Genomic DNA, 14,361 nt, shown 5'->3' with positions numbered 1-14,361 from the left:
GCTTCGAGCCGGCGCAAGGAGAGTTTGCGCGCTGCGCCGGCCCAACGAGGAAGCCCAAACGTGTCGCGTCGTGGCTGGATTTTCGCTGGCTTGGCGGTCGCCCTCACGGGCGGCGCCTATGTCGTGTATAGCGTTGTCGCAAGCGAGGTGCGCAACTCGCACTGGCAGGCGCGGCTGATCGGCAGCCTGGGCCAGCGGCTCACGTTCGAGGTCCAGCCGGGTGCCAGCGACAGCATCCGTTTCCCGCATTCCGGACCCTATGACGCCCGCATGGGCTACGGCAGGCTGCCGCAGTTCGCGCAGCGGCTGGAGCAGCGCGGCTATGTGCCCGCCGAACAGGCGCGCATGTCGCCCGACATGGTGCGGCTGATCGACGAGGGCCTGTTTACGCCCTATCGCGAAAAGAACCAGGCGGGCCTGCTGCTGCGCGACTGCAACGGCCTGACGCTGGCGTTCGAGCGTTACCCGCAGCGCCAGTACGCCGATTTCGGCGCGGTGCCGCCGGTGCTGGTGAGCGCGTTGCTGTACGTCGAGAACCAGGGCCTGCTCAATCCGGAATATCCCAACATGAACCCGGCGCTGGACTGGCGCCGGCTGTCGCGCGCGGTGCTGGACCAGATGATCCGGCTGGCCGACAAGTCGCACGACGCGCCCGGCGGCAGCACGCTGGCGACGCAGATCGAAAAATACCGGCATTCGCCCGAAGGCCGTACCACCTCGATCCCGGAAAAATTCCGGCAGATGGCGTCGGCATCGCTGCGCGCCTACCTGGACGGCCCCGACACCCAGCGCGCGCGCGAGCGCATCGTGGTCGACTACCTGAACACGGTGCCGCTGTCGGCGCGCGCCGGCTTCGGCGAGATCAACGGCATCGGCGATGCGCTGTGGGTCTGGTACGGCGAGGATTTCGGCGAGATCAACCGACTGCTCAAGGAGATGGACCAGCGCGCGCCGGACCCGCGCCAGGCGCAGGCGTTCAAGCGGGCGCTGTCGCTGATCATCTCGCAGCGCCGCCCGTCGTACCACCTGCGCCGCGACGACACCAACCTGGACGCGCTGACCGGCAGCTACCTGCGCCTGATGGCGGCCAACAACATCATCACCGCCGAGTTGCGCGACGCCGCGCTGGCGCAGCCGCTGGACAAGGCGTCGGCGCCGCAGCGCCCGCCGCAGGAGCCCTTTGTCACGCGCAAGGCCGTCAACCGCGTACGCGCCGACATCAGCCGGCTGACCGGGGTCGAGAGCCGCTACGACATGGACCGGCTCGACCTGACCGTGGACAGCACCATCAACCGCGAGGCGCAGCGCATCGTCGTCGACACGCTGCAGCGCGTGAACAACAAGGCCGACGCGCGTGCCATGGGACTGTATGGCCACAACCTGCTGCGCGACCACGATGATCCGTCGAAGCTGATGGCGAGCTTCACGCTGTACGAGCGTGTGGGCAATGCCAGCGTGGTGCGGATCCAGGCCGACAATATCGACCAGCCCTTCGACATCAACAGCGGCGCGCGCCTGAACCTGGGCTCGACCGCCAAGCTGCGCACGCTGGTGACCTACCTGGAGATCATCAGCGAGCTGCACGCGCGCTATGCCGGCATGACCAGCACCGAACTGGCCGCGGTGCCGCTGGCGCGCCAGGACGCGCTCAGCCGCTGGGCGGTCGACTACCTGGCCAAGGCGCGCAAGCCGGCCGAGCGCGAACTGATGGCGATGCTCGAGGCGGCGATGGAGCGCAAGTATGCCGGCGGTGCCGGCGAAGCCTTCTACACCGGCGGCGGCCTGCAGAGCTTCACCAACTTCGAGCGCGAGTCGGGCCTGCGCAACCTGACCGTGCGCACCGCGTTCCAGCATTCGGTCAACCTGGTGTTCATCCGCATGATGCGCGACATCGTGCGCTACGAGACCTTCCACGCCAGCCCGGATATCGGCGACCTGTTCGAAGACCGCGACGCGCCGGGCCGGCGCGCCTACCTGGAGCGCTTTGCCGACCAGGAGGGCAGCGCCTACATGACCAACTTCTACCAGCGCTACCGCGGCAAGACTTCCGAGCAACGCCTGGCCACGCTGCTGGGGCGGGTGCGCATGACCACGCCGCACCTGAACGCGGTGCGCATGTCGGTGACGCTGCTGAGCGCGCGGCCCGCGCTGGACGAAGACAGCTATATCCGCATCATGCGCGCGCGCCTGGGCGACAAGCAGCTGGCCAAGGAAGACCTGCCGGCGCTGTACCGCAAGTACGGCAAGGACAAGTTCAACCTGAACGACCGCGGCTACCTGTCGCGGGTGCATCCACTGGAACTGTGGATGGTGGAATACCTGGACCAGCACCCCGACGCGACGCTGGCGGAGATCCTGCGCGCCAGCACCGCCGAGCGCCAGGAGGTGTACAAGTGGCTGTTCAAGACGCGCAGCAAGGCCGGCCAGGACAACCGCATCCGCACCCTGCTTGAGCAGGACGCCTTCGTGCGCATCGCGCGGCGCTGGCAGCGGCTGGGCTATCCGTTCGACTCGCTGACGCCGTCGTATGCCAGCGCCATCGGGGCCGCCGGCGACCGCCCCGCGGCGCTGGCCGAGCTGGCTGGCATCCTGCTGTCAGGCGGCGTGGTCACGCAGAACGCGGCGGTGCGCAGCCTGGCGTTTGCCGACGGCACGCCGTACGCCACCCGCTACGTGCTGCAGCCCGGCCCGGGCAAGCGCGTGCTGCCGGCCGAAGTCGCCGAACTGGCGCGCCGTTCGATGCTGGATGTGGTGGAGCGCGGCACCGCCAAGTCGATCCGCGGTGCGTTCACGGTGCCGGGGCGCGATGGCGCCACCCTGACCGTGGCCGGCAAGACCGGCACGGGCGACCAGCGCTTCCAGGTCTACGGGCCGGGCGGGCGGCTGATCTCGTCGCGCTCGGTGAACCGTTCGGCGACCTTCGTCTTCACGCTGGGCGAGCGCTTCTACGGCACCGTGGTGGTCAATGTGCGCGAACCCTACGCGGCGCGCTACAGCTTCACCAGCGCGCTGGCGGTGCGGGTGTTGCGCGCGATCGCCCCGCAGGTGTCGGCGATGGCGCCGGGCGGCGACCGCGCGCTGCTGCGCTGCCGCGACGCGGCCCCGGGCTTGCGCGCGCCGCGCGCGCCGACCATGGCGACGCCGGGAGACGGCATGCCCGGCCCGGTCCTGGCCGACGGGCTGGAAGCAGGACTGGGAGCCGCGCTGCAGGCACCGGCGCGGCAAGAGGTGGCCGCGATGCCGCCGCCTCCGCCGCCCCAGGCGCCGGGCCTGGCCGACAACGACGCGGCCGGCGTGCGCCGCGCCAGTCAGGCCTTGCGGCGCACCATGCCGTAGATCACCAGCAGCACGATCGCGCCGAGCACCGAGGCGACCCAGCCCGCGGGCTCACCCGGCTGGTACCAGCCCAGCGCGCGGCCGACATAGCCCGCGACCACCGAGCCCAGGATGCCCAGGATGATGGTCATGATCCAACCCAGCTTGTCGTCGCCGGGCTTTACCGCCCTGGCGATCAGGCCGACGATAAGGCCAACGAACACGGTGCCAATGAATGCCATCATGGTGCGCTCCTGTCAGTGGTCTGCGGTAACGGTCTGATGCACGGGGCCGGCCGCCTGTGCGGCCGGCTTCGCTTCATCATACACGCAGGGCGCGGCCGACGGATGGCACACGCGGGGCTTTCGCCCTGGCTGCGCCGCTCAGGCCGCCAGGCGGAACTGGCCCACGGCGCGGTGCAGCGCTTCGGCCTGGTCTTCCAGCGACGCGGCGGCGGCCGCGGCCTGTTCCACCAGCGCGGCGTTCTGCTGCGCCATCTGGTCCATTTGCGACACCGCCTGGTTGACCTGCTCGATGCCGCCGGTCTGCTCTTCGGTGGCGGCGCGCATTTCGCCCATCAGGTCGGTCACGCGCTTGACCGCGTCGACGATCTCGTCCATCGCCTTGCCGGCGTTCTCGACCAGCACCGCGCCGTCTTCCACGCGCTGGGCCGAATTGCCGATCAGCGCCTTGATTTCCTTGGCGGCAGTAGCGCTGCGCTGGGCCAGCGTGCGCACCTCGCCGGCCACCACCGCGAAGCCGCGCCCCTGGTCGCCGGCGCGGGCCGCCTCGACCGCCGCGTTGAGCGCCAGGATATTGGTCTGGAAGGCGATGCCCTCGATCACGCCGATGATGTCGACCACCTTGCCCGAGGCGCTCTTGATCTCGCCCATGGTGCCGACCACCTGGCTGACGATGGCGCCACCGCGCACCGCGATGTCCGACGCGCCCTCGGCCAGGTGACTGGCCTGGCGCGCGTTCTCGGCGCTCTGGCGCACGGTGCTGGTGAGCTGCTCCATGCTGGCGGCGGTTTCCTGCAGCGACGCGGCCTGCTCCTCGCTGCGGCGCGACAGGTCGGCGTTGCCCGCGGCGATCTGCTTGGCCGCACCGGCAATCGAATCGGCCGAGCCGCGGATGCTGCCGATCGCGCCGGTCAGGCGCGCCTGCATGCGGTGCATGGCATGGAGCACGCTGTGCTCGTCGCCGGCGCGCAGTTCGACCTGGCTGGCCAGGTCGCCTTCGGCAATGCGCCCGGCGATCTGCGCGGTGGTGGCCGGCTCGCCGCCCAGCTGGCGCTGCAGGCTGGCCGCGACCCGCACCATCACCAGCGACATCAGCGCACCGACCGCCAGCAGCAGGCCCAGCGCCTTCCACAGCTCCTGGCGGAACGCCGCCTCGATGTCGTCCAGGTAGAGCCCGGCGATGAAGTTCCAGTCCCAGGGGCGGAAGTTGGCCACGTAGCTCAGCTTGGGCTGCGGTGCCTGGGCGCCCGGCTTGGGCCAAAGGTATTCGACGAAACCCTTGCCCGGTCCCTTGCCGATCGCGGCGATGTCGCGGAACAGGTAGACCCCGTTCGGGTCCTTCATGCCCTCCATCGCCTTGCCGTTCATCTCCGGCTTGAACGGGTGCATCAGCACCACGGTGTCGGAGCGCATCAGCGTGAAATAGCCGTCGGCGCCGAAGCGCATCGCGCGCACGCGCTCGACCGCCTGCTGCTTCGCTTCCTCGGCCGGCAACTTGCCGGCCTTGGCCAGCGCCTCGTACTCGGCCACCACCGAGACCGCGGTGTCGGTGACGTGGGCCAGGTCGAGCCGGCGCTCCTCCATGCGCAGCGTGCGGATGTGCCACGCGTTCCACAGCGTGATGCCGAGCAGGCAGACCCAGCTCAGCACCAGCGGCAACAGCAGTTTTTTCTTCAGGCTCAGGTTGTGCAGCATCGCTTCCACTCCTCCATCTTCTTCGCGCTTTACGCTTCTCGTCGGTGATGCGCATCGCCGTGCCACGCCGGTGGGCGCGCGTGACCGCCTGCTGGGGGACAAGGGCCGACGGCGCATGCGTCTGCGGCATAACGGCGCAAAACGGACGTAACTTGATTGAGGTAGCTACGCCACACTGACGGTGTGGTTGATTGGTTTCAAAAGCCGGGCGCGACCTTGTGCGCTATGCAACGCTTCGCACGTGCCGCTCGGCGCGAGCGCGTGCTTCCGCCTCCGCTTTGTCACCCCGCGCCTGCAAAATCGGTCAGAATCTGCGCTGTCCTCCGCACGCCTCCACACGCTTCCGTTTGCCCGCAAACCGCTCCATGGCTTCCTTGCCCAGTCCTTCCGACGACACCCGCCGCCACGACGGGCCGCTTGCCGTGTTCCTGATCTTCCTGCGGCTCGGCCTGACCTCGTTCGGCGGTCCGGTGGCCCACCTGGCGTATTTCCGCGAGGAACTGGTGCGCCGGCGCGGCTGGCTCAGCGAGCCTGCCTATGCCGACGTGGTGGCGCTGTGCCAGTGCCTGCCCGGACCAGCCAGCAGCCAGACCGGCATCGCGCTGGGGCTGGCGCGCGCGGGCTATGGCGGCGCGCTGGCGGCATGGGTGGGCTTTACGCTGCCGTCGGCGCTGGCCATGATCGTGTTCGCGCTGGGGGTGACCCATTACGGCATAGCCGCGGCGCCGGGCGTGCTGCACGGGCTGAAGCTGGTGGCGGTGGCGGTGGTGGCGCAGGCGGTGTGGGGCATGGCGCGGACACTGTGCGTCGGCCCCGTGCGCATCGCCATCATGCTGGCGGCCGCCGGCACCGTGCTGGCGTGGCCGGGGCCGTGGGCGCAGGTGGCGCTGATGGCCGCCGCCGCGGTGGCCGGCATGGCCCTGTTGCGGCCGGCGCTGGGCGGCGCGCATGAACCGCTGCGCCTGCCGGTGACGCATCGCGGCGGCGTGCTGGCGCTGGCGCTGTTTGCCGCGCTGCTGGCCGGCCTGCCGCTGCTGGCGCAGTGGGCCGCAGATCCGGCCGTGCGCGTGTTCGATGCCTTTTACCGCGCCGGCGCGCTGGTGTTCGGCGGCGGGCACGTGGTGCTGCCGCTGCTGGACGCGGCCGTGGTCGCGCCCGGCTGGGTCGGCAAAGAAGCCTTCCTGGCGGGCTACGGCGCCGCGCAAGCCATGCCCGGGCCGCTGTTTTCCTTCGCCGCGTTCCTCGGCGCTGCCATGCAAAACCCGCCCACCGACCTGGCCGGCGGGCTGCTATGCACGCTGGCCATCTTCCTGCCCGGCGCGCTGCTGGTGCTGGGCGCGCTCCCGTTCTGGGAAAGCCTGCGTCGCAACCAGCGCGCCCAGGCGGCGCTGGCCGGCATCAACGCCGGCGTGGTCGGGCTGCTGCTGGCGGCGCTGTGGCATCCGGTGTGGACCAGCGCGGTGCAGGGCCCGCTGGACATCGTGCTGGTGGCGCTGGCACTGGTGGCGCTGATGCGCTGGAAGCTGCCGCCGTGGCTGGTGGTGGTGGCCAGTGGCGTGGCGGGCTGGGCGGTTACGGCGGTCGTTTGAGGGCGGTCCTGGCCCACGGCTTGACGTTGTAATGCGCTGTAATCCGCCACGCCGGCCGACCGTTTGCACTTTCAAATGCGAACGATTATCCTTCTCTCTTCCGCACCTCCTTGTGCCGTCCATGGCACATCCTGACGCCTTGTGAGCGTTCCAGGGGGCGCTCCAGCTACCCGTATCAAGGCAAGACCGGGCGTGCTCAGACCAGATCGCGCCTGCCGACTCACCGCAATGACCGACACCCAGCCGGCCGCCGGCCAGCAGCGCCGTGCCTTCTGGCTCAAGCATCTCCATCAGTGGCACTGGATCAGTTCCGCGATCTGCCTGATCGGGATGCTGCTGTTCGCGGTCACCGGCTTCACCCTGAACCACGCCGGCCAGATCGAGGCCAGGCCTGCCGTGCAGACCCGGCATGCCACGCTGCCCACGCGCGTGCTCGACCAGGTCCGCGCCGCGGCCCCGGCCGAGGCCGCCCAGGCTAGCGAGACCAGGGCGCCGGTGCCCGCGGTGCTGGCCGACTGGCTGGCGCAGGCGCTGGATATCGACGCCCGTGGGCGCGAGGCCGAATGGTCCGCCGACGAGATCTACGTGGCGCTGCCGCGCCCGGGCGGCGACGCCTGGGTCAGCATCGCGCTCGACAGCGGCGAGGCGCAGTACGAGAACACCTCGCGCGGGGCCGTCTCGTACCTGAACGACCTGCACAAGGGCCGCCACACCGGCGCGGCGTGGAGCCTGTTCCTGGACGCGTTCGCGCTGGCGTGCCTGGTGTTCTGCGTGACCGGCCTGTTCCTGCTCAAGCTGCATGCGGGCGGGCGCGTGGCGACCTGGCCGCTGGTGGGGCTGGGGCTGGTGGTGCCGGTGCTCCTGGCGCTGCTGTTTATCCACTGATCGGTCGTGCTGGCGCCGATCTTCTTCCTGCATCTCACTGACGAGGTTTCTCCGATATGCGCCGACTGCTCTCCGTCTCCCTGACCGGCATGGCCGCCGTGCCGCTGGCCGGCCCCGCGCTGGCCGCGGACCTGAACGTCAAGGTCGACATCCCGCGCCTGACCGTGGCCGAGTACCACCGGCCCTATGTGGCGATGTGGGTGGAGCGCGCCGACCAGAGCCCGGTGCAGACCCTGGCGGTCTGGTACGACGGCAAGCTCAAGGACGGCGAGGGCACCAAGTGGCTCAAGGACATGCGCCAGTGGTGGCGCAAGGCCGGCCGCGACCTGCATATGCCGGCCGACGGCATCTCCGGCGCCACGCGCGCGCCGGGCGAGCACAGCGTCAGCTTCAGCGACGGCAAGGCGCCGCTGGGCAAGCTGCCCGCCGGCAACTACCAGCTGGTGGTGGAGGCCGCGCGTGAAGTGGGCGGGCGCGAGTTGCTGCGCGTGCCGTTCACGTGGCCGCCGCAATCGGCGCAGAGCGCCCGCGCCAAGGGCGAACACGAACTCGGCGGCGTCACCGTCGACCTGAAGCCTTAACCTTCCCGGAGCCCGACCATGAAACCTTCCCTGATGTCCGCCGCATCTTCCCGCCTGGCGCTGCGCGCCGCCGTGCTGGCCCTGGCCGCGCTCGCGCCGCTGGCCGCGCACGCGCACCGCCAGTGGCTGCTGCCGTCGGCCACCGTGCTGTCCGGCAGCGATCCGTGGGTGACCGTCGACGCCGCGGTCTCCAACGACCTGTTCTACTTCGAGCACGTGCCGATGCGGCTCGACAACCTGCAGGTCACCGCCCCCGACGGCAGCGCGGTCAAGGCCCAGAACGCGGCCACCGGCAAGTACCGCAGCACCTTCGACCTGCACCTGACCCAGCCCGGCACGTATCGCGTGGCGGTGGTCAACAACGGCCTGTTCGCCAGCTACAAGCTCGACGGCCAGAGCAAGCGCTGGCGCGGCAGCGCCGAGAACTTCGCCAGGGAAGTCCCGGCCAACGCGCAGGACCTGCAGGTCACGCAGGCCGAGGGCCGCATCGAATCCTTCGTCACCGCCGGCAAGCCCAGCGACAAGGGCCTGCGCACCGTCGGCCGCGGCCTGGAGCTGGCGCCGATCACGCACCCGAACGACCTGGTCGCCGGCGACACCGCCAGCTTCCGCCTGCTGCTCGACGGCAAGCCCGCCAGCAACCTGAAGGTGGCGGTGGTGCCGGGCGGCATCCGCTACCGCGACCAGCTGCAGGAATTCAGCGCCACCACCGACGCCGACGGCAAGTTCAGCGTCAAGTGGCCTGCCGCGGGCATGTACTGGATGGAAGCCGAGGTCAAGGACGACAAGACCACCTTCAAGCAGGCCAAGTCGCGCCGCGCCGTCTATGCGGTGACGGTGGAAGTGCTGCCGCAATAAGCCGGTTGCACGGCGTGAACCGCGTCCTGGTACCCGTTGCGCTGAGCGCGCCGCCCGAGCCGCCGCTCGCCAATGCGCGCCTGCAGTGCTGGGGCGGGCCCACCATGGGCACGAGCTGGTCGGTGGCGGCGCTGCTGCCGCCGGAAACGGATGCCGGCGCCATCGCCGCCGGCATCCAGGCCGTGCTCGAGCGCGTGATCGCGCAGATGAGCAACTGGGAAGCGGATTCGGACCTGAGCCGGTTCAACCGCGCGCCGCCGGGCAGCTGGCACGCCTTGCCGGCAGACTGCTTCACGGTGCTGCAGACCGCGTTGCAGGTGGCACGCGACAGCGGCGGGGCCTACGACCCGAGCGCGGGTCCGCTGGTCGACCTGTGGGGCTTCGGCCCGGCCCCGGCACGCCATGCGCCGCCGTCGCCAGACGACGTGCAGGCCGCGCGCGGCCGTTGCTGCTGGGCCCGCATCGAAATCGATGCCGCGGGCGGGCGCGCCCGCCAGCCGGGCGGCGTGGCGCTGGACTTTTGCGCCATCGCCAAGGGCTTCGCCGTCGACGCGGTGGCGCGCTACCTGTGCGAACAGGGGCTGGACCATCACCTCACCGAGATCGGCGGCGAACTGCGCGGCCATGGCGTCAAGCCCGACGGCATGCCGTGGTGGGTCGCGCTGGAAGCGCCGCCGGGGCCGGGCAGCGATGCCGCGCAGCAAACGCTGGTCGCGCTGCACGGGCTGTCGGTGGCCACCTCCGGCGACTACCGGCGCTACTTCGACAGCGATGGCCGCCGCTTCGCCCATACCATCGATCCGCGCACCGGCTATCCGGCCAGCCACGCGCTGGCCTCGGTCACGGTGATCCACCCGCAATGCATGCTGGCCGATGCGCTGTCCACCGCGCTGACCGCGCTGGGGCCCGAGGCCGGCATGGCACATGCGCGCCGCCACGGCATCGCCGCGCGCTTCCTGGTGCGCACCGCGGACGGTTTTCTCGAACATCTTTCGCCGGCCTTTGCCGCGATGCTGGCATGAGCGGCAACACGGTGTCGTCAGCCATCGCCGGCGCCGGCTGGCTGGCCGTGGCCGGCGGCGTGGCGCTGTCCGTGCTCGGGCCGTCGCGCATGGCCATGGCCGCCGGCGTGGTTGCCGCGTACGCGGGATTCTGCGGCGCGGTGGTGGCCCATCACCGCCAGCGGCGCGCGCGGGTGGCGGCGCTGGCCGGCACGGGCGACGGTGCGACGCTGGTGGTCTATGCCAGCCAGACCGGGTTTGCCGAACAGCTGGCGCTGCAGACCGCCACCGCGCTGCAGGGCGCGGGCCTGCCGGTGCAGCTGCTGTCGCTGGCCGAGGTCGATGGGCGGCGCCTGCGCGCATGCCGCCAGGCATTGTTCGTGGTCAGCACCACCGGCGAGGGCGACGCCCCGGACAGCGCCTCGGGCTTTGCCCGCCGCCTGCTGGCGGGCGCCGATGGCCTGCACCGGCTGCGCTACGGCATCCTCGCACTGGGCGACAGCAGCTACGCGCGCTTCTGCGCCTTCGGCCATGCGCTGGAGGGCTGGCTGCAGCGCCAGCGCGCGCAGCCGCTGTTCGACCTGATCGAAGTCGACAACGGCGACGCCGGCGCGCTGCGCCACTGGCAGAACCACCTGTCGGCGCTGAGCGGCGGCGCCGAGATCGCCGACTGGGAACGACCGCGCTATGAACACTGGCGGCTGGCGCAGCGCCATCACCTGAACCCCGGCAGCCAGGGTGCGCCGGCCTTCCATCTGGTGCTTGCGCCGCCGGACGGCGCGGCGCCGGACTGGCAGGCCGGCGACATTGCCGAGATCGGCCCGTGCCACGCGCCGACCGAAGTCGACCGGCTGCTGGCGCTGCTTGGCCTGGATGGCGACACCCCGGTGCGCTGCGATGGTGCCGACACCACCCTGGCCGCGGCGCTGGCCACGCGCATGCCGCTGCCCGCACCGCACCTTGCCGCGATGCAGGGCGTCGCGCCGCAGCAGCTGGTAGATGCGCTGGCGCCGCTCCCGCACCGCGAATATTCGATCGCCTCGCTGCCGCGTGATGGCCAGCTCGAACTGCTGGTGCGCCAGACCCGCCACGACGATGGCAAAGGCGGTGGCCGGCTCGGCCTGGCCTCGGGCTGGCTGACCGAGCACGCCGCGGTGGGCAGCCGCATCGCGCTGCGCATCCGCACCAATCACAGCTTCCATCCGCCGGCGGACGCGCGGCCGCTGATCCTGGTCGGCAACGGCACCGGGCTGGCCGGGCTGCGGGCCCAGCTCAAGGCCCGCGCCGCGGCCGGGCGGCGGCGCAACTGGCTGCTGTTCGGCGAGCGCTCGGCGCAACATGACGCCTTCTTTGCCGGGGAACTGGCCGGCTGGCTGGCGGACGGCACGCTGGCGCGTGCAGACCACGCCTGGTCGCGCGACGGCGGCGCGCCGCGCTACGTGCAGGACGCGCTGCGCCTGCACGCGGATGGCGTGCGGCAATGGGTGGCCGACGGCGCGGCGATCTATGTCTGCGGCAGCCTGCAGGGCATGGCCGGCGGCGTCCATGACGCGCTGGCCGACATCCTGGGCGAGCATGCGCTGCACCGCCTGGCCGACGACGGCCGCTACCGGCGCGACGTCTACTAGGCATCCTGGCCGCCGGTGCCGGCACGCCACGCCGCGTGCGGAGATCGGCCGCCGCGCTCGCGCCGCGGCCGGCCATGCACTATCTTCGGTGTGAACTGCAAGACATCTGCAGCCATCACAACACGAGGAGACCCGATGTTACGCACCCCCCGCCGCCTGGCCGCTGCGCTGGCCCTGCTCGCCGCCATCCCGGTCGCCATGGCCGAAGCGCCTGCCCGGCCCAACACCTTTGCCGTACCCGGACTCGAGAAACCCGCCAGCGTGCTGGTCGACCGCTGGGGCGTGCCGCATATCTATGCCGGCACGCTCTACGACGCCTTTTATGCGCAGGGCTTCATGGCCGCGCGCGATCGCCTGTGGCAGATCGACCTGTGGCGCAAGCGCGGGCTCGGCGAGATGGCCAAAGACTTCGGCCCGGCCTATGCCGATGGCGACCGCATGGCGCGCGCGGTGCTGTTCCGCGGCGACATGTACCGCGAATGGCTGGCCTACGGCAGCGACGCCAAGCGCGTGGCCGAGGCCTTTGTCGCGGGGGTGAACGCCTACGTGGCGCTGACCGAGCAGAAGCCCGAGCTGCTGCCGCCCGAGTTCCGCAAGCTCGACTACAAGCCGGCGCGCTGGCAGGCGGAAGACATCGTGCGCATCCGCCACCACGGCCTGACGCTGAACTTCACCGGCGAGATCGATCGCGCCCGCCTCTACTGCGAGGCCAAGACCCATGCCGCGCGCGCCGACTGGCTGCGCCGCGAGCTCGACCCGCAGATCGAACCCAAGCTCAACCCCGGCATCGACCCCTGCACCGTGCCCGCGGCCGAACTGCGCCGCGCCTACGAACTGGCCACCGCCGCCGCGCGCTTCCCAAAGGAAGCCTGGGGCGACGCGCGCGCCGCCGGCATCCCGCTCGACCAGCTCTACGCTGTGGTCGATGCCAACAGCGATACCGGCCGCAGCCTGGGCTCGAACAACTGGGTCATCGGCGGCAAGCGCACTACTACCGGCCGGCCGATTTTGGCCAACGACCCGCACCGCTCGCACGGCGCGCCCAGCCTGCGCTACATCAGCCACCTGAATGCGCCGGGAATGTCGGTGATCGGCGCGGGCGAGCCGTTCCTGCCGGGCATCTCGATCGGCCACAACGGCACCATTGCCTTTGGCCTGACGCGCTTCTACATGGACCAGGAGGACCTGTACGGCTACGAGCTGAACCCGGCCAACCCGCGCGAATACAAGTACAAGGGCCGCTGGGAGCCGATGGAGACCATCACCGAGGAGATCGCGGTCAAGGGCGAGCCCGCGCCGCGCAAGGTCACGCTCGACTTCACCCGCCACGGCCCGGTGCTGGTGTCCGGGTCCGGGCACGCCTGGGCGCTGCGCGCGGCGTGGCTGGACTACGGCATGGCGCCGTACTTCGGTTCGATGGACTACATGCGCGCGCGCAACTGGGACCAGTTCCGCGCCGCCATGAACCGCTGGGGCGCGCCCGGCGAGAACCAGGTCTATGCCGACACCGGCGGCAATATCGGCTGGATCCCGGGCGGGCTGACCGTCAAGCGTCCCAACTGGGACGGCCTGACGCCGGTGGCCGGCGACGGCAGCTATGAATGGGCCGGCTACCGCAACATGGACGAGCTGCCGTGGGCCTACAACCCCGCGCCCGGCTATATCGTCACCGCCAATGAAAACAACATCCCGCCCGAGCATCCGGCGGCGAAGCTGGGTGTGGGCTACGAATGGAGCGACAGCTCGCGCGCGCGCCGGCTCAAGGCCGTGGTGGGCGCGAATCCGCGCAGCTCGGTGCAGGATTCGATGGCGTGGCAGAACGACACCGTGTCGCTGCCAGCCCAGCGCGTGGTCGCGCTGCTGCAGGACGTGCGCAGCGACGACCCGCAACTGGCCCGCGGCCTGGAGCTGCTGCGGGGCTGGAACGGCAACGAGCGCGCCGACAGCGCCGCCGCGGCGCTGTTCGAAGTCTGGTTCAGCAAGCACCTGCGCCAGGCCGTGGTGCGCGCCGCGCTGCCGCCCGAAGCCGCACGCCTGGTCGGCGCCGGCGATGCCGCGCGCGTGGTGGCGGTGCTGGAGCAGCCCGGGCCGTGGATGCCGCCGGAGCGTCGCAACGCGGTGATGCTGGAATCGCTGAAGGCCGCCATGGCCGAGGTCGAGTCCAAACTGGGGCCGGACCCGCGCGCCTGGCAATGGGGCAAGCTCCACACCGCCGTGTTCACGCATCCGATGGACCCGATCCTGAGCGATGCCGAACGCCAGCAGTTCAACGTCAACGCGGGCCCGATCGGCGGCTCGGCCTTCACGCCGATGAACACCAGCTACCGCAATACGGATTTCCGGCTGACCGCGGGGGCGTCGTTCCGCATGGTGCTGGACGTCGGCAACTGGGACGCCTCGCGCGTGATCAACACGCCGGGGCAGTCGGGCAATCCTGCCAGCCCGCATTACCGCGACCTCGCGCCGCTGTGGGCCAAGGGGGAGTATTTCCCGCTGGTGTATACGCGCAAGGCGGTGGAGAAGGCTAGCCGGGAGAGGGTGGAGTTGGTGCCGCAGTGATTCTCCCA

General features: G+C 70.8%; 10 protein-coding genes. 8 read left to right on the top strand and 2 right to left on the bottom strand.

Going from position 1 to position 14,361, the window contains the following annotated elements:
- The first annotated feature begins 60 nt into the window (after positions 1–60).
- Positions 61–3,336, top strand: coding sequence for a transglycosylase domain-containing protein (locus tag ACEI37_RS05435; RefSeq protein ID WP_373375774.1), 3,276 nt, complete (start codon positions 61–63; stop codon positions 3,334–3,336).
- Here the strand turns inward: ACEI37_RS05435 and ACEI37_RS05430 are convergent.
- A complete protein-coding gene (locus tag ACEI37_RS05430; RefSeq protein ID WP_092315066.1) occupies positions 3,309–3,560 on the bottom strand; it encodes a GlsB/YeaQ/YmgE family stress response membrane protein in 252 nt (83 codons plus the stop codon). The two genes, ACEI37_RS05435 and ACEI37_RS05430, sit on opposite strands and share 28 nt — an antisense overlap.
- A 138-nt stretch (positions 3,561–3,698) precedes the next feature.
- Positions 3,699–5,252, bottom strand: a complete 1,554-nt coding sequence (locus tag ACEI37_RS05425) for a methyl-accepting chemotaxis protein (protein WP_373375773.1) — start codon at positions 5,250–5,252, stop codon at positions 3,699–3,701.
- Between the two features lie 365 nt (positions 5,253–5,617).
- On the opposite strand from ACEI37_RS05425, the gene chrA reads away from it, so the two are divergent.
- From chrA to ACEI37_RS05390, 7 genes are all read left to right on the top strand, one after another.
- Entirely contained in the window at positions 5,618–6,841 is a 1,224-nt protein-coding gene (gene chrA / locus ACEI37_RS05420) for a chromate efflux transporter (RefSeq protein WP_373375772.1), read from the top strand.
- A 228-nt stretch (positions 6,842–7,069) separates the two neighbouring features.
- A complete protein-coding gene (locus ACEI37_RS05415) occupies positions 7,070–7,726 on the top strand; it encodes a PepSY-associated TM helix domain-containing protein (protein ID WP_373375771.1) in 657 nt (218 codons plus the stop codon).
- Positions 7,727–7,782: 56 nt separating this feature from the next.
- Entirely contained in the window at positions 7,783–8,307 is a 525-nt protein-coding gene (locus ACEI37_RS05410; protein ID WP_115699249.1) for a DUF2271 domain-containing protein, read from the top strand.
- 18 nt (positions 8,308–8,325) lie between these two features.
- Positions 8,326–9,165, top strand: a complete 840-nt coding sequence (locus ACEI37_RS05405; RefSeq protein ID WP_373375770.1) for a DUF4198 domain-containing protein — start codon at positions 8,326–8,328, stop codon at positions 9,163–9,165.
- Positions 9,166–9,179: 14 nt separating this feature from the next.
- On the top strand, positions 9,180–10,187 hold the full coding sequence (locus tag ACEI37_RS05400; protein ID WP_373375769.1) for an FAD:protein FMN transferase: 1,008 nt from the start codon (positions 9,180–9,182) through the stop codon (positions 10,185–10,187).
- A complete protein-coding gene (locus ACEI37_RS05395; RefSeq protein WP_373375768.1) occupies positions 10,184–11,794 on the top strand; it encodes a sulfite reductase subunit alpha in 1,611 nt (536 codons plus the stop codon). Before ACEI37_RS05400 ends, ACEI37_RS05395 begins: the two co-directional genes overlap by 4 nt.
- 135 nt (positions 11,795–11,929) lie before the next feature.
- Entirely contained in the window at positions 11,930–14,353 is a 2,424-nt protein-coding gene (locus ACEI37_RS05390) for a penicillin acylase family protein (RefSeq protein WP_373377688.1), read from the top strand.
- Positions 14,354–14,361 lie beyond the last annotated feature (8 nt).

This window comes from Cupriavidus nantongensis (assembly GCF_041726985.1).
In the GTDB taxonomy this organism is placed as follows: Bacteria; Pseudomonadota; Gammaproteobacteria; order Burkholderiales; family Burkholderiaceae; genus Cupriavidus; species Cupriavidus nantongensis_A.
Note: the sequence above shows the minus strand (reverse complement) of the source record. Positions and strands in the feature narration are given on the sequence as shown.

Bases quoted from the DNA above. Each gene is read 5' to 3' on its own strand.
- ACEI37_RS05415 (WP_373375771.1), top strand. From the start codon at position 7,070: ATGACCGACACCCAGCCGGCCGCCGGCCAGCAGCGCCGTGCCTTCTGG.
- chrA (WP_373375772.1), top strand. From the start codon at position 5,618: ATGGCTTCCTTGCCCAGTCCTTCCGACGACACCCGCCGCCACGACGGG.
- ACEI37_RS05390 (WP_373377688.1), top strand. From the start codon at position 11,930: ATGTTACGCACCCCCCGCCGCCTGGCCGCTGCGCTGGCCCTGCTCGCC.
- ACEI37_RS05405 (WP_373375770.1), top strand. From the start codon at position 8,326: ATGAAACCTTCCCTGATGTCCGCCGCATCTTCCCGCCTGGCGCTGCGC.
- ACEI37_RS05410 (WP_115699249.1), top strand. From the start codon at position 7,783: ATGCGCCGACTGCTCTCCGTCTCCCTGACCGGCATGGCCGCCGTGCCG.
- ACEI37_RS05425 (WP_373375773.1), bottom strand. From the start codon at position 5,252: ATGCTGCACAACCTGAGCCTGAAGAAAAAACTGCTGTTGCCGCTGGTG.
- ACEI37_RS05395 (WP_373375768.1), top strand. From the start codon at position 10,184: ATGAGCGGCAACACGGTGTCGTCAGCCATCGCCGGCGCCGGCTGGCTG.
- ACEI37_RS05430 (WP_092315066.1), bottom strand. From the start codon at position 3,560: ATGATGGCATTCATTGGCACCGTGTTCGTTGGCCTTATCGTCGGCCTG.